Raw genomic sequence first — 22,084 nt, forward strand, 5'->3', positions numbered from 1 at the left:
CTTAACTCCCAGGCAGCAGGCGAATCAGCTTGCCGTTGCTGTTGTCTGTCAGCACATAAAGCAGCCCGTCCGGCCCCTGGCGCACGTCGCGGATACGCTCGCCGACGTCGCCCAGCAGCTTGCTCTCGCGCACCACCTTGCCTGCGAAAGGCGCCGACAGCTCGATCCGGTCCAGGTAGCCGAACTTGAGCGAGCCGACAAACAGGTTGCCCTGCCAGGCCTTGCCGTAACGATCGCTGGTCAAAAAAGCCATGCCCGAAGGCGCGATCGACGGCACCCAGTAATGCAGCGGTTGCTGCATGCCGGCCTTTTCGGTCAGGCCCTCACCTATCTTGCCGCCGCCGTAGTTCTCGCCGTAGGTGATGACGGGCCAGCCGTAGTTGGCGCCTGCCTTGGGCAGGTTGATTTCGTCGCCGCCCTGCGGGCCGTGCTCATGCATCCAGAAAGTGCCGTCGGGGGCCAGCGTCGCGCCCTGGGCATTGCGGTGGCCGTAGCTCCAGATTTCGGGCAGCGCCCCGGCCTTGCCGGCAAAGGGGTTGTCTTGCGGCACCGAGCCGTCCTTGTTGATGCGCACGATCTTGCCGTGGTGGTTGTCCAGTTTCTGCGCGTCCTCCCTGCGCGAAAAACGCTCGCCCAGCGTGAGGAAGAGCTTGCCGTCAGAGGCGCCGTTGTTACCGGCGGCACGGCTTTCAACGATGCGGCAGCCGAAATGCGCGGTACTGGCTACCTTGGGCTTCTGGCTGAAGATGATTTTGAGGTTCTCCAGCCGCGTCTCGTCGGCGCTGAGGGTCGCCCGCGCCAGCGCCGTGCTGTTGCCGCCGCCCGTGGCCGCCGGTTCGGAAAAGCAGAAGTACACCGTGCGATTGCGGGCAAAGTCGCTGTCGGTGATCACGTCGAGCAGACCGCCCTGCCCGCCGGCGGCAACTTCCGGCACGCCGGCCACGGGCGCCGCCAGCTTGCCGTCGGCCGCGATCACCCGCAATTTGCCCGGGCGCTCCGTCACCAGAAAGCGGCCGCCCGGCAGGAAGGCCAGGCCCCAGGGGTTTTGCAGGCCCGCCGCCACGGTTTCCGGCCGGACGCCTTGGGCTTGGACCTGAGCGCCGGACAGGCAAAACGCTATCAAAAATAGAGCAAACTTTGTCGATGGCATATTGAGGTAACCCATATTTCCTTCCTTGAATTGTGGTGCAAACCAGGGAGCCCCAGCTCAAGCCCGCCATCGGAGCCAAACACCCGCCAACTCGCCTTTTTAATATGTAAACATAGCATCTGGCGAGTGGAAAAGGGTTTTCCCGTATGCAAATCCGTTACAAATCAATGGCTTGTAAACGTTATCGAGAAGCCACATGAGGTTGACGTAGGACTAATCCTTCAAGTATCCTAGGCGCCATGCGAAAAATTGCCCCTGCCCTCATCATTGCCTCTGCCCTGCTGGCAGCCGGCGTGCACGCGGCCCCGGGCAACTCTGGCGATGATATGGACAAGCTGCTGGCCGACAAAGGCCTGCTTACCAGGATTGACCATGTTCGCCAAAGCGTCAGCAACAAGGCTTCCGAACTCGTGGTCAATGCCATGGGTTTCCTGGGAGTTCCCTACAAGCGCGGCGGCAACTCGGTGGAAACCGGTTTTGATTGCAGCGGCTTTGTACGCGCCATCTACGAACAAAGCGTCGGACTGTTGCTGCCGCGCCGTGCCGAGCAGCAGGCAGCGGCCACCCAGCGCATCGACAAGAACGACCTTCAGCCCGGCGACCTGGTGTTTTTCAACACCATGCGGCGCGCTTTCAGCCATGTCGGCATTTATGTCGGCGACGGAAAATTCATCCACTCCCCCAAGCCCGGCGCCGAAGTGCGCGTCGAAAGCATGGGCGTGAGCTACTGGCAGCGCCGCTTTGACGGCGCCCGCCGTGTGCAGACGCCGGGCGGCGCCGGCGCCGAAACCCAACGCACCGCCGCTTTGCCGGTCTCGCAGGCGGTCCCGGAAATGCAGGCCGCGCAAACCGCCGCCCCGCAACTTGCGGCAGGCCAGCAAGTGCAGCAAATGCTGCAGCAAATGCAACAGGAACAATACCGGCGCTGAGAGCCGGTTTTTTTTCGCCCTCTTTCCGGGGCTTGCTTTCCCTTACTCCTTCTCGCGCTCGTTCTTCGGCGACATGTCCAGTTCCACGGCCTCGCCGTTGTCGATGGCTTCACCGGCATTGGACGGCGAACTCCGGCTTGTTACGGCCTCGCCCTCACCCGTCCGTATACTGGCCCGGGACAGTTGAAGCGCGGGTTCAGCGGATGCGAGGTCGCCGCCGAAGTTGTTTGCGAAGTTATTGCCGGTCGGAATCACCCGGTTGTTTTCAGCCATGGACGACAGTTGCTGGTTGCCCTGGGGCTTGCCGTTGACGGCGACCAGGCCGCCGCCTGAATTGGTCACCTGCCCGAAGTTGCCGCTGACAGTTCCGCTGGCGGCATTCACGGTGACCTGCGGGGACGCCCCGGACACCACGGCCTCACGCACGGCGGCCACGGCGAGCACGGGCGCCACGACATTGGCGGTCACGTTATCACCGGCCAGCGAGGCGGAGCGCGCGGCGACCACCACCACGTTCACGTCGCCCAGCGCCTGAACGAACACGTCATTGCCGGTAATGCTGCCGGTGACGTCGCCGGCGCTGCTGCTGACCTGCACATTGCCCTGGCTGGTGGTCGTGCCGGATATGTCGCCGACGGCGGCTACCGCCACCTCGCTGGCGGTCACGTTGGCCGAGACGTCGCCCCCGCTGTTTACCTCTACGGCGCCCAGGCTGATGGTGGAGCCGCTTACGTCGCCGCCCGCATTGACCGTGTTGGTGGCGCCCGCATCCTGGCCGCGCAGGGTGTGGTCGCTCAGCGCGACGTTGCCCAGCGCACCGATGCCGTAGCCCTTGACCCACAGCGTGCTGTCCAGCTTGAAGTTGTTGGAGACCACTTCGAACTGCCCGAGGGCGTTGGCCTCGCTGCCGCCCGTGACCATATGCACATTGCCGCGCGTGGAGCCCGAGCCGGCGATCAGGCGAAGCGCGCGGCCCACACCCCCGGCGTTCTGGATGTCGCCGTTGAGGTTGATGTCAGCGCCCAGGGTGGCCAGCGTCGTGTCGCCCAGCAGGCTGACCGGCGCATTGAAGCTGATGCCGCCTGCGCCGCTGGCCGTGACCGTGCCGCTGATGCCGGAGCCGCTCGCGCCCGAATTGAGCGCCAGGCTGCGCAGCGTGCTGTCGTTGAAGTAGAGGTTGTAGGGGTTGTTCACCACCACGTCCTCGGCATAGTTGCCCGCGTCGACGCGGATGTTGGCACCGCCACCTGCGCTGCCCAGCGCCGTGTTGACGGACAGCGCCTGCGTGCCGCCGCCCAGCAGGCTGCCTGTGCCCACATAGAAGTCCTGCGTGGCGCGCGCGCCGTTCCAGCCCTGCACGTAGCTGGAAGCGGAGCTGCCCAGGTTGACGGCGAAATCGTAGGCGTTTTGCTGCGAGGCCTGCAGCCAGGTGTACTGGTTGTTGCCGCCCGCCGTGCTGGCGTTGCGCACGGCGAAGTCAAAGCCGGCGATGCTGAGCGCGCCGAAGTCGCGGCTGGCCGACTCGTCCTGCAGGTAGACCGGGTTGCGTTCGGTGAAGTTGTTGTTGCCCGCCACCGTGATGTTGTTCATCTGCTGGTTGTAAGAGCGGTTGGCCTGGTAAAGCGCCAGGCCGCCCCAGGCGTTGTTGCGGGTGGTCGAATTGGTGATCGTCACATTGGCGCTGTCGGTCAGCTGGATGCCGGCGCCCTGCGTGCTGCTGGCATCGTTGCCCACCAGCGCGCCGTTGGCCGTCACGCTGTCAATGACCGCGCCGTCCACGCCGTTGAGGTCCAGCTCGGCCCGGCCCGCGCCGCGGCTGGTGACGTTGCGGATGGTGAAGTTGCGCAGCCGGTCCGACGCCCCGCCCGCCGGCGCCACCTTGATGCCGTAGGCCGAGGCCACGTTGGCGCTCGGGCCGTAGAGCGTGAAGTCCCGGAGGGTGGCGTTGTCGGCCGTCACATGGATGCCGTAGTTGTTCACCACGCCGCGCGCGTCGATCACGGTCGCGCCCTGCCCTGAACCCGCCAGGGTCACGCCGCGGTTGAGCTTGAGCGTTGTGGGCTGCACATAGGTGCCGCCGTTCAGGTTCACCGTGCCGCCCAGCGCCACGGCATCGATGCCGCGCTGTATGCTGCCGCTGGCTTGCGTCACGTAGACATTGCCTTGCGTCCAGGTCACCAGCCCGCGGCCGGTGGCATCCAGCGCGTGGGTCACGCGGTCTTCAATGGCGAAACCGTCGGCCGCGCCGACGAAGACTGCGCCGCGGGCGTCGACCGAGGTACCGTCCACCACGATGTCTTTGCCGGCATTGTTTTTGAACTGCGTGCCGCTGATGGTCACAGTAGGCTGGCCGCCGCTGCCGTTGGCCAGGGTTTCAAAGCGTATGCCGGTCTGGCCGGCGCCCTCGATGCTGCCGCCGGTGATGTTGACGCTTTGCAGGCTGGCCGGCAGGCGGGCGTAGTCGCTGCTGTCGCCGGCGATGCCGCGCGTCTTGATCACTACCGCCGCGGCTGTCGCGCTGCCCGAACTCAAGCCCGAATTCTTCACCACCACGTTGTCGAAGTTAATGAAGCCATAGGCGCCGTATTTCAGGTTGACGTCTATGCCCGCGCCGTACTGGTGCGAGTCGTCGCCGACGTTGCCGGCGTTGGCGACGGTGACGTTCCTCATCGTGAGGTTGTCGGCCGTTTCAAAGTAAAAGCCCTTGAAGGTCGAGCCGTCCACGGTGACGTTTTCGAAAAGCGCATTTTTGAAGGAGGCCTGGCCGGCGCCGGCGCTGAAGCCGTTGTAGGTCTGGAAACCGATCACGCCGCCGGTGATGCTGCTGTTGAGCATGCGGAAGTTGTCGGCCTTCACATCGGTACCGTTGCGCACGCCGTACTTGTTGTTGAAAGAGACGCGGTCTATGGTCACGTTGTTGGACGTTCCCTTCATCTGCAAACCATAAAGGGAGTCGTTGATCGACAGGTCGGACAGGGTGACGTTCGATGCCTCGATGGTCACCGCGTTGCCGGTGGCGGCCGAAGGCGCTTTCACAATGGTCTGCCCGATGCCCGCACCATCCAGGGTCAATGATTTCGTGATGCTGACGGCGCCCGTGTAAGTGCCGGCCGCCACGTTCACCGTGCCGCCCGTGACCACGGCGTCCACCCCTCCCTGGATGCTGCCCAACGGCGTGAGCGCGCTGCCCTGCACGCCGCTGGCACCCGTGGTGGCCACGTTCACATGCGTGCGGTTGGACGAGGTATAGCCCTGGTCCTGCACCGACCAGCCGCCGTTGGCCGCGCTCAAGGCCAGCAAGGCCTGCTGCCAGACCAGGGTCGGGCTCGCGGCAATCGGGTTACTGACGATGTTCGATCCGGCCACGTAGCCGTTGAGGTGCAGGTTGAGCCCCCATTCGTTGCCGACCGGGCCCTGGCTGTTGCCGGCTATCGTGATGCCGCTGCCGTCGGTGTATTGCACCGAGATGCCGCTCTTGGTGTTTTCAATGCGGTTGCCGGTGATGCTGCCGGTGTTGCGCCCGTCGACCAGGATGCCGTTGCGCACGTCGTGGATGTTGTTGTTGGCGATCGTGAAGCCGGTGACGCCGTTGGCGACTGCGATGCCGCGCGTGATGCCCGAGCCCCAGGCGTACTGCGTATAAGGCTGGTTTACCGGCCCGGCAATCTCCATCCCGGTGACCGTCACGTTGTTGGCGGTGATGCCTATGCCGTTGAGCTGGCCCGCGGTGTCGGGCACCACGAGTTTGGCGCCCGACTGGCCTGTCAGCGTCATATTGGCCTTGTTGAGCGTGACCTGCTCGGCGTAGCTGCCGGCGTGCACGTCAACCAAGGCGCCCGCGCCGGGTGTGCCGGTCCTGGCGATGTTGACCGCATCCTGGATGCGCGCGCCGCCGTAGACGTCGATGTGGCTGGAGTTGCCGCTGACGTTGGGCGCCTGCAGCGCCGACTTGAGCACCACCGCATTGCCGTTCACCACGATGGCATTGCTGGCCTGCTGCACGCCTTCGAGGTTGATCACGCCCGACAGCAGGTTGGCCGCATCGCCCACCCCCAGGCGCAGCGTCGCGCCGTTCAGGGTGGCACCGGCCGCGTTGGTCACGTTGACGCCCGTCGCACCGCCGGCGATGGCGAACTCATACAAGCCGCCGTTGAGCGAGACCGTGGCCGCGGTCGCGCCGCCCAGGGCAATCGTGCCGCCTGTGGCGATGATGCTGCCCCGGTTGGCGACGGAAGGCGCGACCAGCGCCACCAGCCCGGCGCCCTGCGCGGTGATGCTGCCCTCGTTGATGACGCTGCCCGTGGCGCCCGTGATCTGCGCGCCGCCGGTGTTCATGAAGTTGGCCGCGTCAATCTGGCCCGTCGTCGCGATCAGCGAGCCCACGTTCACCACGGCGCCTTGCCCGAACATCACGCCATTGGGGTTCATCAGCATCACCGTGCCGTTGGCCGACAGGCTGCCCAGGATCTGCGAGGCATTGGCATCGCCGGTCACGCGGTTCAGGATGGCCGACGCCGCATTCGGCTGGGCGATCTGCACCGCCTTGCCGGCGTCGATGTTGAAGGAGCCCCAGTCCATCACGGCCCGGTTGCTGACCTGGTTGATGGTCATCTGGTTGCCGGTCACCGAGCCCGAGGCCGTGCCGGCCACCACCGTGCCGTTTTGCGGCAGGCCCGCCGCGCCAACGATGTCGACAGTCCAGCCCGGCGGCGCGAACAGCAGCGCGATCGCGGCCGGAAGGGTTTTCAGGGCGAAGGAAGGCCTGCGCCGAAAAGGAGGGCAGAGGTTCTGCGGATGAGACTTGGCTTGCATGGAATCACCTCTTGAAAGCAAAGAACACCATGAACGGGTTCAGGGAACACATGTCAGAAACGCACAAGCAGCGAACCCAGCAGGCGTGGGTCTTTTCCGTCTGCCTGGTAGCTCGCGATGGACTTGGTCAGCGGCCACGCCGCCTCTATCGCGGCCGTCACATTTTTTTCAAAGAAGAGGCGCAGGCCCAGCCCGGCGGACGCCAGGCTTTGGCTTGACGGCGTGCCAGGCGAAACGCTGCCCACCTTCCAGACCTTGCCGATGTCGTAGAAGCCGTACATCTGCCAGGACCGGAGCCCGGGCGCGGTGGCGGCGCCGTTGAAGCGCGGCTCGACGCGAAACGCCAGGGCGCGCTCGCCCACCAGTTCGGCCGGCTCATAGGCCCGCCCGAAGCGCCGCCCGCCCAGCGCGTACTGCTCCGACGACAGCAGCGGCGTGTTGGCCCACTGGCCGCCCGCCCCTAGCGTGAAGGAAAAGTTCGAGCCCAGGGACTGGGAGCGCTCGTAGTCAAACGTCAATTTGTTGAACACCCCGTCGGCCCCTGCCCGGCTCTTGAGCAGGTCGGACTCCTGCGTGCCGCCCAGGCCCTGGCTGAAATCGACGTCCAGCGCGTTCTGCCCGTCCAGGCGGTCCAGCACGCGCCAGCTCAGGCCCAGGCGCAGCGCGCGTATGCGGTCTTCAATCACGCGGGTGCCGAGGATGTCGGTGTTGACGTTGGAATAGTCGTAAGCCGCGCGCGCGATCAGGCTTTCATTGCGGGTGCGCAGCAGGGGATAGGCGGCGCCCAGCGAGACCGTGTCGGCACTGCCGCGCACGTCAAACGCTCTCAGCACATCGCCGGGTTGCGTGCGGGCCCTGGACACGGCGGCCGACAGCCTGAGCCCTTCCGTCGTGACGATCTGGTTGTAGGAAAGCTGGGCAAAGGACATCTCGGAGTTGCCGGTGCCCACGCCGACAAAACGCCACTGGTCGTTCACGCCCAGCAGCTGGTTGCCGACCACGCCCAGCGTCGCCTGCCCAGGCCCCAGGTACCTGGAGCCGTAGTTGTCGATGGATGCGAAGCCCTCCACCTTCTTCACGTTCGCGACCAGTGTGAGGTCGGCCGCGCCCGGCGCCTGCGACGGCGCCAGCACGCTGCGCAGTTCAATGCCGGGAAAATCATTGGCGATCAGCAGGTAGCGCTCCAGCACGCGCCCCTCAATCGGTTTGGACGCCTGGATCTTCTCGCCGATGCGGGCCAGCTGCTCCTGCACATAAGCGCTGACGCCCGGCCCCGCCTGGACGTTCACGCGGCCGATGTAGCCCTCGATGACGCGCAGGGTCAACGTGCCGTCGGCCAGGGACTGGGGCGGCACCACGACGAGCGAAAGAATGTAGCCCGCGTTGCGGTACATCGCCGTGAGGGAAGACGCGAGTTCGAGGATGTCGTTGCCCGTGATTTCGCGCCCGGTGTAGCTGTCGGCGCGCGCCTGCAGGACATTGCCCGGCAACACCGTGGCACTCTCGATGTGGACCTCCTTGAGCGTGACGCGTATGGACTTGAGCGAATCGGGCAGGGCTTCGACCGGCTCGGTCCTGGGCTGCGAGGGCGGCGGCGCGGGTGCGGGCTCGGGCTGGAAGTCAAAGCGTTCGCGAAGCCGGCCCGGGTCTATGGTCCCTGGGGGCGGCACTTGCTGTGCGAAGGCAAGCGGAACGGCCAACAGTAGACCCAGGGCGTAAGGAAGAACCCGGTGCGTGCCAACACCATTGTTAAGCTTCATTGCTTCATTCCTGCTGAAAGTCAAGATTCAGGGCTGTCGGAACGCCACAGACTGCGTTTATGGCGTCCTATTTCGTGAATTAGTTCACAGTAACCAATTGTGAAACTTGATACAAGGAAGAAAAAGGGATTAATTACCAGGGAGTTTTTGCCGTTAATGCGTCAGCTTTTCAGGCAATGAATTCTTGCGACTTATATTCGCCGGTTTTTTAGCCTCCGGAAGCGCCAGAGTTGCTACCTATGACTTATTTCAGGACCCCCAAGGCGCGCCAAATCGCCACCGGAAAAATTTTTCCCGCTGTGTAAAGTTTTGGTTTTTTGCCCGCCCAATGCTGTGCTTCGCCCTGCGCATGCGGGCGGCCCGGCAACCCGGCTGGCAGCTCGAAAGCAGAGGTGCAAAATCAGCCCTGTGTTCATTGCCGATGTCCGGATAGGGAGGCATTTCATGTCGAACTCACTCATCATTCCCTGCCTGCGCTACCGCGACGCATCCGCCGCCATCGAGTGGCTGTGCACCGCCTTTGGTTTTGAAAAGCAGGCAGCCTATTCCAACCCCGACGGATCCATCGCGCACGCGCAACTCACGCTGGACGGCGGCATGGTCATGCTGGGCTCGGTTGGGAAGGTGCCCACCGAATGGGGCAAGCTGATACGCCAGCCGGACGAACTGGGCGGCGTCGAAACGCAAAGCGCCTACGTCTGCGTGCACGATGCCGATACCGTGTACTTGCGCGCCAAGGCAGCGGGCGCCACCATCGTGATCGACATCAAGGATGAAGACTATGGCGGGCGCGGCTTCAGCTGCCGCGACCCGGAAGGCCATCTGTGGAGCATAGGCACCTATAACCCGTGGTGAGTTGTCCGCGCGGGCCTGCATCTCGCGCACCGCACAATGCGCTATAAAAGGCGAAGACCACCACAAGACCAGGCGCATTGAAAGTCCACCTCTACACCGACATCGACACCCTGTTCGGCCGCGCCACCCGCGTGTGGATGGACGTCCTGCTGCAGGCGGGGCACGAGGTCGAGTTCATCGACCTGGGCCACAGCACCGACGCGCCGCTGCCCGAGGTGGGCCCCTGCGACCTCAACCTGCTGGTGGCCGGCATCTATGCCTTGCCGCGTTTTGCGAAGCAGGGCTTGCCGCGCCACGGCAAACACGCGCTCTGGATGTTTGACCCCTTGACGCGGGACGCATCGGCCACGGTGCACCGGCACAAGGCGGACCTGTTCGATGCCATCGCACCCGGCCTGCATGCGGTGATGGCCATGGATGCCTCTATCGAGCGTTACCTCCATCAATATTTCCCGGCGCTTCCCACCTTTCGCCTGCCCTGCCTGGTGGCGGACAAGCATGTGCGCGCGCCGCTGCCTGAAGCGCAAAGAACGCGGGACATCATCATGCTGGGCGGCGACACGCCGAGGCGGCGCGAGGCCGAAAGGCTTTTCCTCGCCGGCCCCGCCCCCGTGAACGCCGAGTTCATCTGGAGCGGCCTCTGGGGCGCTGCGCGCGACGCCTGCCGCGCCGGCGCGCGCATAGGCCTGAACGTGCATGCCGACAACGAACTTCACTACTTCGACCAGTTCCGCACTTTCGAAACCTGGGCGGCCGGCACGCCCGTGGTGTCCGACAGCTTCGAGGGCTGGGAAGATTTCGGCATCGAGCCCGGCGTCCACCTGGTGACGGCCGGACTCCAGGACCTGCCGCAGGCCTGCGCGGAACTGCTGGCCGACGCGCCGCGGCGCGAGGCCATGGTGCGCGCATCGCAGCAGCTGCTGCGCGAGCGCTTTTCGCCGGCGGCGTGGCAAGGCCGCATGCTGGCGATGATTGACAGCATCGCCTGAGCGCGTAGAACTTTTTGCCGCAGGGCGTTGCACCTTGCCGCACAATACCGCGCGGCCATCACAAGGGTTTACCCGATCGAACTTTTGCGGCCGCCCCAAGTCAGCGCATTACTCAGGTATAGAAATTCCAGGTGCGTTTGCCACGTGCGGGCGCTACTATCGCTTCCAGTCTTCCGGCCCATCTTTCCTTCAAATATTGAGGAGCGCTTTCATGGCAAAGCTGAACGTCAACGGCACCGTGCGTGAGTTTGAGGTGGAGGACGACACACCGCTGCTGTGGGTCATCCGCGAGCAGCTCGGGCTGACCGGCACCAAATACGGCTGCGGCGTCGCCCAGTGCGGAGCCTGCACAGTACACATCGACGGCGTGCCCACGCGCAGCTGCGTGCGGCCTGTCTCCACCGTCAGCGCCACCGAAAAAATCGTCACCATCGAGGGCCTGTCGCCCAACGGTTCGCACCCGCTGCAAAAAGCCTGGGTGGCGCTGGACGTGCCGCAATGCGGCTACTGCCAGTGCGGCATGATCATGGCCGCCGCGGCGCTGCTCAAGGACAAGCCCAACCCGACCGACGCCGACATCGACCAGACCATGACCAACATCTGCCGCTGCGGCACCTACAACCGGGTGCGCGCCGCGATCAAGGTGGTGGCCCAGGGCGGCAACACCAAGAGCGCCGCACTGTCCATCGTCCACACCGACGGGAGCACGACATGAGCGCCGCCATCAACTCCCCGCGCGCCCTGCCCCGGCTGTCGCGCCGCGGTTTCCTCGGCGCCTCCGCCTCGGCAGGCCTGGTCGTCGCTTTCCACATTCCCTTCACGGACTCAGCCGTGGCGCAGGAAGCGCTGCCCACTGAAGTCAACGCCTGGGTGGTCGTGAAGCCCGACGACACCATCATCATCCGCATCGCCCGTTCCGAAATGGGCCAGGGCACGCTGACGGGTCTCGCGCAACTCGTGGCCGAGGAACTGGATGCCGACTGGGCCAAAGTCACGACCGAATATCCCACGCCCGGCCAGAACCTGGCGCGCAAACGCGTGTGGGGCAACTTCGGCACCGGCGGCAGCCAGGGCATACGCCAGTCGCAGGACTATGTGCGCAAAGGCGGCGCCACCGCCCGCATGATGCTGGTGCAGGCCGCGGCCGACGGCTGGAAAGTGCCGGCCGCCGAATGCACGGCCGCCAAGAGCGTCATCACCCACACGCCTTCGGGCCGCAAGACCAGCTACGGCAAGGTGGCACTGGCCGCAGCCAAGGTGGCGCCGCCCGAGACGGTGGCGCTCAAGGACCCGAAAGACTGGAAGCTTGCCGGCCAGCGCCTGGCGAGGCTGGACACCGTCAACAAGGTCACCGGCAAACAGGTCTACGGCAGCGACCTGGTGTTTCCCGGCATGCTCAACGCGGCCATCAAGGACTGCCCGGTGTTCGGCGGCAAGCTCAAGAGCTTTGACGCGGCCGCGATTGAAAAACGCCCCGGCATCAAGAAGGTGGTGCGCGTGGGCGACAGCGCGGTCGCCGTGGTGGCCGACACCTGGTGGCGCGCCAAGAGCGCGCTCGAAATCCTGCCCGTGGTCTGGGACAACGGCCCGAACGAGAAGGTGTCCAGCGAAAGCATCAAGGCCTTCCTCAAAGAGGGGCTCGATGCGCCCGAGGCCATCCTCGGCAACAGCAACGGCGACGCGCGCGCCGTGCTGGCAAGCAGCGCCCGCAAGCTCGAGGCGGTGTACTCCTACCCCTACCAGAACCACGCCACCATGGAGACCATGAACGCCACGGCGAAGTGGACGCCCGAGCGCTGCGAGGTCTGGGCGCCGACGCAGAACGGCGAAGCCGCCTTTGCCGCCTGCGTGGCCGCGGCCGGCCTGCCCAGCGCGCAGTGCGACGTCTACAAGATCCACCTGGGCGGCGGCTTCGGCCGGCGCGGCCAGAGCGACTATGTGACGCAGGCCGTGCTGATCGCCAGGGAAATGCCCGGCACGCCCATCAAGCTGATCTGGTCGCGCGAGGAAGACATGCTGCACGGGCGCTACCACCCCATCACCCAGTGCAAGATGCGCGCGGCGCTGGATGATCAAGGCAATGTGACCGCGCTGCACATGCGCATTTCCGGCCAGTCCATCCTCGCGGGCCTGGCGCCGCAAAGCATCGTCAACGGCAAGGACCCGGTCGTCTTCCAGGGCCTCAACCCGCCGGCGCCCGAGGCCTCCATCGGCTACAGCTTCCCCAACCTGCTGATCGACCACGCGATGCGCAACCCGCACGTGCCGCCCGGCTTCTGGCGCGGCGTGAACCTGAACCAGAACACCATCTACCTCGAGTCCTTCATCGACGAGATCGCGTTTGCCACCAAGCAGGACCCGCTCGCGCTGCGCCGCAAGCTGATGGTCAACCATCCCAAGCACCTGGCCGTGCTCAATGCCGCGGCCGAGCGCGCGGGCTGGGGCAAGCCCTTGCCGGCGGGGCATTTCCACGGGCTGGCCCAATGCATGGGCTTTGGCAGCTACGTCGCCGGTTGCGCGGAGGTGTCCGTCAATGCCGACGGCAAGCTCACGGTGCACCGCATCGTGGCCGCCACCGATTCCGGCCACGCCGTCAACCCGCAGCAGATCGAGGCGCAGGTCGAAGGTTCCTTCGTCTACGGCCTGTCGGCCGCGCTCTACGGCGAGTGCACCGTCAAGGACGGCCGCATGGAGCAGGAAAACTTCAACACCTACCAGGTGCTGAAGATGGACGAAATGCCCAAGGTGGAAACCGTCATCATGCCCTCGGGCGGCTTCTGGGGCGGCGTGGGCGAACCGACCATCGCCGTCGCCGCGCCCGCGGTGCTCAATGCGATTTTTGCGGCGACGGGCAAACGCATACGCGACCTGCCGCTGAAGAACCACGACCTCAAGAAGGCATGAACTGGCACGGGGCCGTCGCCGCCGGTGTGATGATGATGGCGCCCCTGTCCGGCTTCGCGCAGCAAGCAACGCCGCCCCTGCAGGTCGTCGGCGACGCGATCCCGCAAGCGCTAACGGCCACGCCCGGTGATCCGGCGCGCGGCCGTACCGTCGTCGCGAATCGCCAGCAGGGCCTGTGCCTGCTGTGCCACACCGGCCCCATTCCCGAAGAACGCTTCCAGGGAAACCTGGCGCCCGACCTGTCAGGTGCGGGCTCGCGCTGGAGCGAAGGCCAGTTGCGCCTGCGCATCGCCGACACACAGCGCCTGAACCCGGCCAGCATCATGCCGGCCTACTACCGCAGCGAGGGCCTGGTGCGCGTAGGCGCGGCCTGGCAAGGCAAGCCCATCCTGGAGGCCCAGCAGGTTGAAGACGTCGTGGCGTATTTACGGACGCTGCGAAACTGAAATGAAACCATGACGCCTCCGATGGATACCTTCTCACCTTTGAACCGACGCCATGTCCTGGCGGGCGCCGCTGGTATGGTCATCTCAGTGGCCTTGCGTCCGGCACACGCCGCGGCGGGCGACCTGACGGTGGCCATGGCGGCCTACACCAAGGGCGCGACTGTCCGCACGGGCAAGGTCAAGCTCGACGTGGCCGAGCTGGTGGACAACGGCAATGTGGTACCCATCACCGTCACGGTGGACAGCCCCATGACGGCCGCCGACCACGTCAAAACCATCGCCGTCTTCAACGAAAAGAATCCCCAGCGCGACGTCGCCCGCTTCACCCTGGGCCCGCGCGCCGGCAAAGCCGATGTGACGATGCGCATACGGCTGGCGACTTCGCAGCAGCTCGTCGCGATTGCGCAGATGAGCGACGGCAGCTACTGGTCGCACACGGTCGACGTCATCGTCACATTGGCCGCGTGCATCGAAGGGGACTATTGATGGCCCGCACCCTCATCAGCGCGCCCACCAGCGCCAAACGCGGCGAGGTCATCGAGATACGCGCGACCATAGGCCACCCGATGGAAACCGGCTTCCGGCCCGGCGAAGATGGAAAAATCTTGCCGCGCAACATCATCCAGACCTTCAGCTGCCGCTACAACGGCGAGCTGGTCTTCAGCGCCGAACTGTTCTCGGCGGTCTCGGCCAACCCCTATATCGCCTTCCATACCGTGGCCACCGACAACGGCACGCTGGTGCTCAACTGGGAAGGCGACAACGGTTTCACGCAGACGGAAAGCATCAGCCTGGCCGTCACGGCATGAAGCGCGTCCTGCCGGCACTGCTGGTATTTTTGATGGGCGCCGCCGGTGCGCAGACCCCGCCGCAAAAAGACACCCGCCGCTCGGGCTTTGAGGACATGGGCGCCTCCACGCAAGCCATGCAAAAAGACGACGCGCTCAACCCCGCCATGCTGTGGGTCAAGGACGGCGAGGCGCTGTGGAAGCAGCCTCTAGGTGCCAGCAACAAGGCCTGCGCGAGTTGCCATGCGGCCGCGCCGGACAGCATGCGCGGGGTAGCGGCGCGCTACCCGGCGTTTGACACGGCGCTGGGCCGCCCCATCACCCTGGGCCAGCGCATCAACCAGTGCCGCCAGCAGCACCAGCAGGCCGCGCCGTTGCGCGCCGAAAGCCAGGAGTTGCTAAGCCTGGAAAGTTATGTCGCGCTGCAGTCGCGCGGCCTGCCGCTGGCGCCGCCCGACGATGCGCGTCTGGAGCCCTTTCGCCAGCGCGGGCAGCAGCTCTTCACGCAGCGCATGGGCCAATTGAACCTCTCCTGCGCGCAATGCCATGACGGCCTGCCCGGCCGGCGCCTGGCCAGCAGCGTGATTCCGCAAGCGCACCCCACGGGCTACCCGGTGTACCGGCTTGAATGGCAGTCCCTGGGTTCGCTGCAGCGCCGCCTGCGCGGCTGCATGAGCGGCGTGCGCGCCCAGCCCTTTGCCTATGATGCGCAGGAGCTGGTCGAGCTGGAGCTCTACCTCAACACGCGCGCCAAAGGCATGGCAATGGAAGCGCCGGCCGTGCGGCCCTGAGGGCTGACCCTTCCGGATATCACCCCTTCTGGTAGCGCGGTGCGGCTTTCTGCAGCGACAGGCTGGGGCCCATCGCCAGGCGCGCCGTGCTGAAAGCCTCCCACTGCGCCGCATCGGGCAGCGAGGGAATCGTCACCAGCTCGCGCTGGTCGAAGCCGCTGAGCGCAGCATCCACCAGTTCATCGGCCTGCATGACGATGTGCTGAGGCAGGTGCTCGACCGGCACGCCCGCGCGGCTCCAGAACGGCGTGCTGATGGCGCCCGGCAACACGGCCTGCACCTGCACACCCTTGCCGCCCACCTCATGGTGCAGCGACTGCGTGAAAGCCAGCACATAGGCCTTGGTGCCGCCATACACGCCGTTGAGCAGCTCGGGCGCCAGCGCCACGATGGACGCGATGTTGATGATGGCGCCCTGCCCGCGGGCCAGCAGGCCCGGCAGCGCGGCCCGCGTGAGGCGGGTCAGTGCCACGACGTTGAGCTGGATCATGTCGTCCATGGCATCGATGCCGGAATCGACCAGCGGCGCGGTGGCACCCAGGCCGGCATTGTTGACCAGCAGCGTCAGGGTCTTGTCGGCGGCCAGGCGTTCCTCCACCTTGGCCATGCCGGCTTTGACGCTCAGGTCGGCCTGCAGGGCTTCGACCTTTCGGCCGGTCTGCTCGGCCAGTTGCTGCGACAGGCTCTGCAGGCGCTGCGGGTCGCGCGCCACCAGCACCAGGTCGTAGCCGCGGCGCGCCAGGCGCTCGGCGTAAATGGCGCCAATGCCGGAAGAGGCGCCGGTGATCAGGGCTGTGCCCTTGGAAGTGGGGGTGCTCATGGAGATTCCTTGGTTTGGGGTTATCGCTCGTTCGGTGAACGGGAATCAGCTTAGGGCGCTACCATCTGTCCTGAAGGACCCATAACCCTCAATTTGGGACATCATGAAAAAACGCGTCGGATTTCTCCTGTCACCCGGTTTCCAGATCCTGGACCTCGTCGCCGTCACGGTGTTTGAACTGGCCAATGCCGAAGCGGCTGAGCCTGCGTATGAGATCGTCATGCTGTCGGAGCACGGCGGCCCCGTCGCGAGTTCAGCGGGCGTGAAGATAGAGACCAGGCCCTTTCGCCAGGCCCGCTTCGACACGCTGATGGTCACGGGCTCGCTGGCTGTACAGCCCTCCTCGCCCGCGCAACTGGCCTTCCTGCGCAAAGCCGCCGCCGCATCGCGCCGCGTGGCCAGCATCTGCACAGGCGCCCACGCGCTGGCCGAAGCCGGCCTGCTGGACGGCCGCCGCGTCACCACACACTGGTGTTATGCGCGCGAACTGCAGCGCCTGTTCCCCAAAGCCCGTGTCGAGGAAGACCGCATCTTTATCCAGGACGGCCCGGTCTGGACGTCCGCCGGCATGACCGCCTGCATCGACATGTCGCTGGCGCTGGTCGAAGCCGACCTGGGGCTGGAGGCCTCACGCTCCATCGCCAAAACCATGGTGGTCTACCACCGCCGCAGCGGCGGGCAGTCGCAGTTCTCGGCCCTGCTGGAACTGGAGCCGAAATCAGATCGCATCCAGAACGCGCTCGCCTACGCCAAAAGCAACCTGCGCAAAAACCTGGGCGTCGACGAACTCGCCGACGCGGCAAACCTGAGCCGCCGCCAATTCAGCCGCAGCTTTCGCGCCGAGACCGGCCAGTCGCCCGCCCGCGCCGTCGAAACCCTGCGCGTGGAATCAGCCCGCGCCATGATCGAAAGCAGCAGCCACCCCATCGAGATCGTGGCACGCGAGACGGGCTTCGCCGACCCCGAGCGCATGCGCCGCGCCTTCATACGCGCTTTCGGCCAGCCGCCGCAGGCCATCAAGCGGGCGGCGCGCACGCAGGTGGCTGTTTGAGGCGCTAGCGACTGCATCCAATGCAAAAAGATCAGTGCGTCCGAAATTTGCACCTGATTGACGCTCAGCAAGAGCCGTTCTGCCAACCAAGAAGAAACCGGGTGAAATAGCAGGTCCCTCCTCTATCTAGAGGATTCACAAGACGGTTCCGTTGGGAAATGATGCCTCCGAGGACGAAGGTTTACTTCGGAGGGGGAAATATGCAGTTCATCATTAGAAGCAGCATCGTTTCAGCGTTCTGCCTAGTCATTTCAGCATGCGGTTCAATGACTCTGCATACCGCGCCCTTGCCGGTAGTGGACGGCACGAGCATTCCCGAGCTCATCACTCAATCCCAAACCATACAAGCTAACTACGCTAAGCAGATAGAAAAGGCGTCTGACGCCCTTCAAGACAACGCCCGCTTCAATTTTGGAAACGGCACAGCACTCGCGGCGGCTTCCATCTTTCACGGAAACCGAAACGTACTTGGGTTTTTCGGCCTTTCGGGGGGCGCCGGTTTAGCCGCAGATTCCATTTTTAATCCCGCACTTCAGATCGACGCCTACGAGGCCGGACATGGTGCAATCGCATGCATGATCACGAAAGCGCAAGCCGTTGCGCAGAGCGAGGTCATACTGCTTGCGGCGGAGCAGAACAACCTGGTGAATAGTACTGGTGGTGAATTCTTCAATGTGTGGCCTCTTCAATCCACGCAATTAAATAAGTCAGCAAAGCCTCTACTGGCATCAACCGCTGCTATCCGAAATATGGCTCTATTGGAAGCACAAAAGAACGTAACTACCTTTCAAGCAGCTAGAAAAGTGGACCTCGTCAACGTACTTCGCATCAATGTTCTGCAAGTCGACCATGCCACCCGCCAAAAGTTGAGAGCGGCGCTGAAAACTCAACAGCCTAAAGGTCTTCGGGATGGCTTGATAGCCGATGCGGCCGAAGCGCGAAAAGTGAAAGATGACGCCAAGGCCTCTGGCATTGCTTTGACTGCTCTTAGTCGTGTTCCTGATGCAAACAAGACTTCGGCTGATCTGCTGGCGAAAACATTTGAAGCCGCTGCGAACGTAACAGCCTTTGATACTGACCTGAGAACCTGTGCGGCGAGTTCCGGTCTTTGAGTCAGAACAGGAATGACACAAGAGCATTCGGACTTCTGGAAGCAAATGAGCTAGACGCAAACTGAGGGGTCAACCCAGACAAAAGGGAATTCAAATGGCATTCGATTTCACCACCGCATTCCAGAACGCACTTCAAGCAGGCGTGGCTGCCGCAAAACCAGGAGGCAAAGCAGTAGAAGACTGGATCAAAGAGAGCGCAAAAGCCAATGAACATACGCTGCTGGCCATCGCGGAAGGCGTCAAGTCAAAGGACATATCAAAGGAAACCGCCGAAATACTGCTGGGGGAAGCCGCACGCGCACTGGATTCCGAGGCGGCTGCACTGGCGGTGACGCTGAAAGCTGCGGCCCAGGCGGCAGTGAACGCCTTTCTGGGTTCCCTGTTCACCGCGCTCAAGTCGGCACTGAAGCTCGCGCTTTAACACTACCGGAGGATGTGGCATGGCAACAAACATGGATCTCGTCAAACTCGGCAACAAGCACCTTCAGGAGATTTACCGGCTGGGCGCCTTTGCGCCCAAGGACAACCCCAACTGGAAAGGCCCGTGGGACTGCGCGGAGTTCGCCTCCTGGCTTGTTTACCAAACCACCGGAACCTTGATCGGCTGCACCAACAACCTGGCAAATCCCGCAGTTGCCGACGCCTATTCCGGCGCCTGGGTGCGTGATGCCGAAGCGTCGCATCGCACGGTCAGCATCGGCCAGGCGAAGGCAACGGCAGGCGCCGTGCTGATCCGGCGCCCCGGCTCCAGCGGCATTGGGCATGTGGCCATTTCCCGGGGCGACGGCTCGACCATCGAAGCCCACTCGCAAGCACGAGGCGTCACGAATGACCAGGTGGACGGCAGGCATTGGGACGTGTGCATGTTCGTACCCGGAGTCTCCTACCCCGACGAGGTGGAGCCGGCTGTCTTCACGCCGCCCAGCGTGTTGGTGCTGAGGTTGAAGCAGCCGCCCATGCGGGGTACGCTGGTGAAAAAATTGCAGCAGGCACTCAAGGCCAGAAACTTCGATCCCGGCGTGCTTGACGGCGTATTCGGGCCGCATACCGAAGCCGCTGTAGCCGGCTTTCAGTTGAGCGAAGGTATGGTGCCCGACGGAGAGGCGGGGCCGTCAACGTTTGCCAAGCTGGGGATGTGAGTTCAAGCAACCCGCCGCGTGCGGCTTGAGAACGGCTTGTAGCCACCGACTCAAGGCTTGGGAAAGAAAAAGCCCGGACCGCAAGGCCCGGGCTTTTTTGCGTTGCACGTCGTGCAATTTACTTGCGCGGCGGCGGCAAATCCGTGCAACTGCCGTGCGCCACTTCCGCAGCCATGCCCATGCTCTCGCCGAGCGTGGGGTGCGGGTGTATGGTCTTGCCGATGTCGACGGCGTCAGCGCCCATTTCGATGGCCAGCGCGATCTCGCCGATCATGTCGCCGGCGTGCGTGCCGACAATGCCGCCGCCCAGGATCTTGCCATGGCCGTGCGCTTCCGGACTGTCGTCAAACAGCAGCTTGGTGAAGCCTTCGGAGCGGCCGTTGGCAATGGCTCGGGCGGAGGCCGTCCAGGGGAAGAGGCCCTTCTTGACCTTGATGCCTTGCGCCTTGGCCTGGTCTTCGGTGAGGCCCACCCAGGCGATCTCGGGATCCGTGTAGGCGACGCTGGGGATCACGCGCGCGTTGAAGGCGGCGCTGGCGAGTTCCTTGTTGCCTTGCAGTTCACCGGCGATGACTTCGGCGGCCACGTGGCCTTCATGCACCGCCTTGTGCGCGAGCATGGGCTGGCCGACGATGTCGCCGATGGCGAAGATGTGCGGCACGTTGGTGCGCATCTGGATGTCGACGGGGATGAAACCGCGGTCGCTCACGCTGATGCCGGCCTTGTCGGCGGCAATCTTCTTGCCGTTGGGCGTGCGGCCGACGGCCTGCAGCACCAGGTCGTAAGTCTGCGGCGCCGGGGCGCCCTCGCCTTCAAAGGTGACCTCAATCCCGGCCGGGGTTGCCTTGGCGCCCACGGTTTTGGTCTTGAGCATGATGTTGTCGAAACGCGGCGCGTTCATCTTCTGCCAGACCTTGACCAGGTCGCGGTCGGCGCCCTGCATCAGGCCGTCCATCATTTCGACCACGTCCAGGCGCGCGCCCAGGCTGGAATACACCGTGCCCATTTCGAGGCCGATGATGCCGCCACCCAAAATCAGCATGCGCTTGGGAATCTCTTTCAGGTCCAGCGCGCCGGTGGAGTCGACCACGCGCGGGTCGACCGGCATGAAAGGCAGGCGCACGGCTTGCGAGCCGGCCGCGATGATGCAGTTCTTGAAAGCGATGGTCTGCTTTTTGCCGGATTTTTCCTGGCCGGTGCCGGTGGTCTCTTCGACCTCGACATGGTTGGCGCCGACAAAATTGCCGTAGCCGCGCACGACAGTGACCTTGCGCATCTTGGCCATGGCCGTCAGCCCGCCTATGAGCTTGCCAACCACGGTTTCTTTATGGGTGCGCAGCTTGTTGATGTCGACCGTGGGTTCGCCGAAGCTCACGCCCACGCTGCCGAAATGCTTGACCTCGTCCATCACGGCCGCCACGTGCAGCAGCGCCTTGGAGGGAATGCAGCCCACATTGAGGCAGACGCCGCCCAGCGTGGCGTAACGCTCGACCAGCACGACTTTCAGGCCCAGGTCGGCGGCGCGGAAGGCGGCCGAATAGCCACCGGGGCCGGCGCCCAGCACCAGCAGGTCGCAGTCCAGGTCGGCGGAACCGCTGAAGCTGGCGGCGGCTGGCGCGGGTGCGGCAGGCGCACTTGCAGCCGGTGCGGGCGCAGGGGTGGCAACCTGCTTCTTCTCCGGCTCGGGTGCAGCAGCGGCGGCGCCGGACGCTTCAATCGTCAGCACCACGGAGCCCTGCTTGACCTTGTCGCCGAGCTTGACCTTGACCTCTTTGACCACACCGGCGGCGGAGGACGGGATTTCCATCGACGCCTTGTCGCTTTCGACGGTGATCAGGCTTTGCTCGGCCTTGATGGTGTCGCCGGCCTTGACCAGCACTTCAATCACGGACACTTCGTCAAAATCGCCAATGTCCGGCACCTTGATGTCTACCAGGCTGGATGCGCTCATTTGGAGGCTTTCAATTTAAGGGTGAATATGTCAACGGGCCCGGCGGAGTTCTTGTCGAACTCGCAACCCGCGTTCAGGCCGGCCATGGCCACTTCGCGCGCGGTCTTGGCCTTGTCCCAGGCGGCATGCATGGCGCCCAGCGCGAAGCTGCGGCCCGAGCCTATGCCCCAGAATTCCTTGAACTCGAAGACTTCGCGGTAGCTGTAGAGGCCGTAGATGCCGCTGGCGTTGGCGATGACGACGGTGAACTGGCTTGACTCGTAGGGGTCGTTGTCGTCTTCCTTGGTCTGCAGAAAAAACGTTTCCTTGAGCAGCGGGTGCAGCTTGACGAAGGTGTCGAACACCTCGTCGCGCGAACCCAGCTTGAGCTGGTCCTTGGGCAGGGCCGCCATGGCCTTGCGCAGCACCGGAAAATGCGCCACCGTGCCGGCCATGCCGACGTAGCTCATGCCGGCCGGCGTGTCGACCTTGAAGATCTTGCTGTTGGCCTCGAAGCGCTGGCCCAGGCTGGTATCGCCGAAGGTAACCAGCGTGTCGGCGGCGATGGCGACCTGCCCCGCTTTTTTGACGACTACTAGCGTTGTCAT

Annotated in this window: 19 protein-coding genes; 13 read left to right on the forward strand and 6 right to left on the reverse strand. The window is 64.4% G+C overall.

Translation table 11 applies throughout. From position 1 onward, the window contains the following. Nucleotide 1: 1 nt before the first annotated feature. Entirely contained in the window at nt 2-1,150 is a 1,149-nt protein-coding gene (locus tag ACLV74_RS01890) for a PQQ-dependent sugar dehydrogenase (RefSeq protein WP_411877789.1), read from the reverse strand. Nucleotides 1,151-1,389: 239 nt separating this feature from the next. Between ACLV74_RS01890 and ACLV74_RS01895 the strand changes: the two genes are divergently transcribed. Beyond that, nucleotides 1,390-2,079, forward strand: coding sequence for a C40 family peptidase (locus ACLV74_RS01895; protein ID WP_411877670.1), 690 nt, complete (start codon nt 1,390-1,392; stop codon nt 2,077-2,079). 42 nt (nt 2,080-2,121) lie between these two features. On the opposite strand, the gene ACLV74_RS01900 is transcribed toward ACLV74_RS01895, so the two are convergent. Then, nucleotides 2,122-6,891 carry a beta strand repeat-containing protein gene (locus tag ACLV74_RS01900; RefSeq protein ID WP_411877671.1) on the reverse strand — a complete coding sequence of 1,590 codons (4,770 nt, stop codon included), beginning with the start codon at nt 6,889-6,891 and terminating at the stop codon, nt 2,122-2,124. Between the two features lie 53 nt (nt 6,892-6,944). Continuing rightward, entirely contained in the window at nt 6,945-8,651 is a 1,707-nt protein-coding gene (locus tag ACLV74_RS01905; RefSeq protein ID WP_411877672.1) for a ShlB/FhaC/HecB family hemolysin secretion/activation protein, read from the reverse strand. A gap of 444 nt (nt 8,652-9,095) precedes the next feature. Here ACLV74_RS01905 and ACLV74_RS01910 point away from each other — a divergent pair, with 444 nt between their 5' ends. The 8 genes from ACLV74_RS01910 (at nt 9,096) to soxA (ending at nt 15,424) form a co-directional block, all read left to right on the forward strand. Next, on the forward strand, nt 9,096-9,506 hold the full coding sequence (locus ACLV74_RS01910; RefSeq protein ID WP_411877673.1) for a VOC family protein: 411 nt from the start codon (nt 9,096-9,098) through the stop codon (nt 9,504-9,506). 77 nt (nt 9,507-9,583) lie between these two features. Then, nucleotides 9,584-10,495 carry a glycosyltransferase gene (locus ACLV74_RS01915; RefSeq protein WP_411877674.1) on the forward strand — a complete coding sequence of 304 codons (912 nt, stop codon included), beginning with the start codon at nt 9,584-9,586 and terminating at the stop codon, nt 10,493-10,495. 211 nt (nt 10,496-10,706) lie between these two features. Further along, on the forward strand, nt 10,707-11,210 hold the full coding sequence (locus ACLV74_RS01920; RefSeq protein ID WP_411877675.1) for a (2Fe-2S)-binding protein: 504 nt from the start codon (nt 10,707-10,709) through the stop codon (nt 11,208-11,210). Further along, entirely contained in the window at nt 11,207-13,399 is a 2,193-nt protein-coding gene (locus tag ACLV74_RS01925) for a molybdopterin cofactor-binding domain-containing protein (RefSeq protein ID WP_411877676.1), read from the forward strand. Before ACLV74_RS01920 ends, ACLV74_RS01925 begins: the two co-directional genes overlap by 4 nt. Next, entirely contained in the window at nt 13,396-13,845 is a 450-nt protein-coding gene (gene soxX / locus ACLV74_RS01930) for a sulfur oxidation c-type cytochrome SoxX (RefSeq protein ID WP_411877677.1), read from the forward strand. The genes ACLV74_RS01925 and soxX overlap by 4 nt, the downstream gene beginning before the upstream one ends. 21 nt (nt 13,846-13,866) lie before the next feature. Next, complete coding sequence (locus ACLV74_RS01935) at nt 13,867-14,331, forward strand: SoxY-related AACIE arm protein (RefSeq protein ID WP_411877790.1); 465 nt, start codon at nt 13,867-13,869, stop codon at nt 14,329-14,331. Continuing rightward, nucleotides 14,331-14,654 (forward strand): thiosulfate oxidation carrier complex protein SoxZ, encoded by a 324-nt coding sequence (gene soxZ / locus ACLV74_RS01940; protein WP_411877678.1) that lies wholly within the window; start codon nt 14,331-14,333, stop codon nt 14,652-14,654. The genes ACLV74_RS01935 and soxZ overlap by 1 nt, the downstream gene beginning before the upstream one ends. Beyond that, on the forward strand, nt 14,651-15,424 hold the full coding sequence (gene soxA, locus ACLV74_RS01945; RefSeq protein ID WP_411877679.1) for a sulfur oxidation c-type cytochrome SoxA: 774 nt from the start codon (nt 14,651-14,653) through the stop codon (nt 15,422-15,424). Before soxZ ends, soxA begins: the two co-directional genes overlap by 4 nt. Nucleotides 15,425-15,443: 19 nt before the next feature. Here soxA and ACLV74_RS01950 read toward each other — a convergent pair whose 3' ends face one another. After that, nucleotides 15,444-16,244 (reverse strand): SDR family NAD(P)-dependent oxidoreductase, encoded by an 801-nt coding sequence (locus tag ACLV74_RS01950; protein WP_411877680.1) that lies wholly within the window; start codon nt 16,242-16,244, stop codon nt 15,444-15,446. A gap of 103 nt (nt 16,245-16,347) precedes the next feature. Between ACLV74_RS01950 and ACLV74_RS01955 the strand changes: the two genes are divergently transcribed. The 4 genes from ACLV74_RS01955 (at nt 16,348) to ACLV74_RS01970 (ending at nt 19,546) form a co-directional block, all read left to right on the forward strand. Beyond that, on the forward strand, nt 16,348-17,295 hold the full coding sequence (locus ACLV74_RS01955) for a GlxA family transcriptional regulator (RefSeq protein ID WP_411877681.1): 948 nt from the start codon (nt 16,348-16,350) through the stop codon (nt 17,293-17,295). Between the two features lie 200 nt (nt 17,296-17,495). Continuing rightward, complete coding sequence (locus tag ACLV74_RS01960; protein ID WP_411877682.1) at nt 17,496-18,407, forward strand: hypothetical protein; 912 nt, start codon at nt 17,496-17,498, stop codon at nt 18,405-18,407. Between the two features lie 94 nt (nt 18,408-18,501). Beyond that, nucleotides 18,502-18,828 carry a hypothetical protein gene (locus tag ACLV74_RS01965; RefSeq protein WP_411877683.1) on the forward strand — a complete coding sequence of 109 codons (327 nt, stop codon included), beginning with the start codon at nt 18,502-18,504 and terminating at the stop codon, nt 18,826-18,828. A gap of 31 nt (nt 18,829-18,859) precedes the next feature. Next, nucleotides 18,860-19,546 (forward strand): peptidoglycan-binding protein, encoded by a 687-nt coding sequence (locus ACLV74_RS01970; RefSeq protein ID WP_411877684.1) that lies wholly within the window; start codon nt 18,860-18,862, stop codon nt 19,544-19,546. Nucleotides 19,547-19,664: 118 nt separating this feature from the next. Here ACLV74_RS01970 and lpdA read toward each other — a convergent pair whose 3' ends face one another. Further along, a complete protein-coding gene (lpdA, locus tag ACLV74_RS01975; protein ID WP_411877685.1) occupies nt 19,665-21,497 on the reverse strand; it encodes a dihydrolipoyl dehydrogenase in 1,833 nt (610 codons plus the stop codon). Then, a complete protein-coding gene (locus ACLV74_RS01980; RefSeq protein ID WP_411877686.1) occupies nt 21,494-22,084 on the reverse strand; it encodes an MFS transporter in 591 nt (196 codons plus the stop codon). The genes lpdA and ACLV74_RS01980 overlap by 4 nt, the downstream gene beginning before the upstream one ends.

The sequence above is a fragment of the Polaromonas sp. YR568 genome (assembly GCF_943369415.1).
In the GTDB taxonomy this organism is placed as follows: Bacteria; Pseudomonadota; Gammaproteobacteria; order Burkholderiales; family Burkholderiaceae_C; genus Polaromonas.